Origin of the sequence: Helicobacter trogontum (assembly GCF_000765905.2) — a bacterium.
GTDB lineage: Bacteria > Campylobacterota > Campylobacteria > Campylobacterales > Helicobacteraceae > Helicobacter_A > Helicobacter_A trogontum.
This window is the reverse complement of the sequence record NZ_JRPL02000080.1, coordinates 1-1,578: the sequence shown is the minus strand read 5'-3', so window position 1 is coordinate 1,578 and position 1,578 is coordinate 1. Positions and strand designations below refer to the sequence as shown.

1 protein-coding gene and 1 pseudogene are annotated in these 1,578 nt (G+C 35.3%); both read right to left on the bottom strand.

Features of this window, described 5'->3' with window-relative positions:
* Nucleotides 1-585: pseudogene (locus LS81_RS12240) on the bottom strand (methyl-accepting chemotaxis protein); the annotation flags it as partial.
* Nucleotides 542-1,357 (bottom strand): cache domain-containing protein, encoded by an 816-nt coding sequence (locus LS81_RS12235; protein ID WP_052096669.1) that lies wholly within the window; start codon nucleotides 1,355-1,357, stop codon nucleotides 542-544. The pseudogene LS81_RS12240 and the gene LS81_RS12235, both read right to left, overlap by 44 nt.
* Nucleotides 1,358-1,578 lie beyond the last annotated feature (221 nt).

Sequence of the window (1,578 nt, the reverse complement as noted above, 5' to 3'; positions counted from 1 at the left end):
TTGTGTGATAACTTCACTTGTTCTGCCACTTACATTTTGCATTGAGCTTGTAATCTCTTCAATTGATGCTGCAGTTTGTTGCAGTGAGCTTGCTTGTGTTGTGGCACCTTGTGATAGCGTATGGACAGATTCTTCAAGTTCTTTTGATTTTAAATCTAGTTCATTTGCATATTGTGCTGATACTTGCAACATTGATACAATAGAATCTCCAAGTCGATTTAATCCTGCTTCAATTCCTTGTGCATTACTAATTCTTGGTGTGAAATCATTGCGTTCAAATGATTCAAATACCTTTTTTACTTCAGCAAGATCATCGCCTACAAGCAAGAAAAGTGTATGCGACATTTCATTGATTGCATCTCTTAATTCATTTATCTGTGGATTAAGACTTACATCTTCTATGATGGAGCCAAACCTCCCCTCTTTTGCCTCTGCTACAAGATTAAGCACATCACGCACAAGTATGGAATCTTTTTTCAACCCCTCTTGTGTGCGTTTGACATTTTCATGAATTGTTATTGCCATACGCTCAATCTCATCTTTAGAATCCAATGGGGGGGGGGAAATCCATTTCTTTAGTTTCATGATTGAGGTAGGCAAAAAAATGTAATACACTGTGTTGCAGATTTAAAATCCCACGTAAATGTGTGCTATAAAATAACCACATTAATGGAAAGAAAATGAGCAGAAATGCTACCATGGAAATGGCTATGTTATGATAAAGTGTTTGTGAAATTTCATTTAAAATAGCATCTGAAGCTTGTTGTGTATAAGTATCCAACACATCAATATACACACCCGTTGCAATCCAAATATCTTGTGTGTTTGGGATAAGTTGTGCATAGGCTACCTTTTGTGTATCAACGAATCCACCTTGCGGTAGTGGCCTGGAAAATACATAACTTACAAAACCGCCTAGCTTATTCTTCGCACTCTCAAAAAGTTCACGTATATAGTATACACCATTGGAATCCTTAGAATCCCATAAAGATGTGCCAATAACATCTTTTCTGTTTGGATGAGCAACACCTACTCCTTTCTGATAGGCAAAGTAATACCCTGATTTATCATCCTCAAAGTTAAATTTATCAATGGCTTTTGCGATGATTGCAATCTGCTCCTTTTCATCTAGTCCTTTGACAAGTTCACCAAGTGAAGATGCCATCGAATCCACACCAAGTTTGATTTTTGCCTCAACATTTTTTTGCAGCATTGTTCTAATGGTAGCCTGCGTGTGTTTGAGAGATTTTTCTTCGCCCATTATTGTTAGTGTTGAAAAAATGACAAATGCCACAAAAAAGCCAATAATAAGGCTTAAGAATTTTAATTTAAGTGATAGATTATTGTAAAACCTCATTGTAGTCCTTTCTCTAAGTTTTTAATATGCTATACACTATCACAAAAATTATTAAAACTATTAAATGAAACAAAAAGCAGGGTTATTATGCAAATAAGTTTGGGGGAGTTAGAAGTGATTTGACAAATATATTGCTAGTTTTGTTGTTAAGGCAATATGTAGATGGGTGTTTTTATGGAAATGATTTCATATAACTCTTTCATATTTGCGTTATCGAGTGC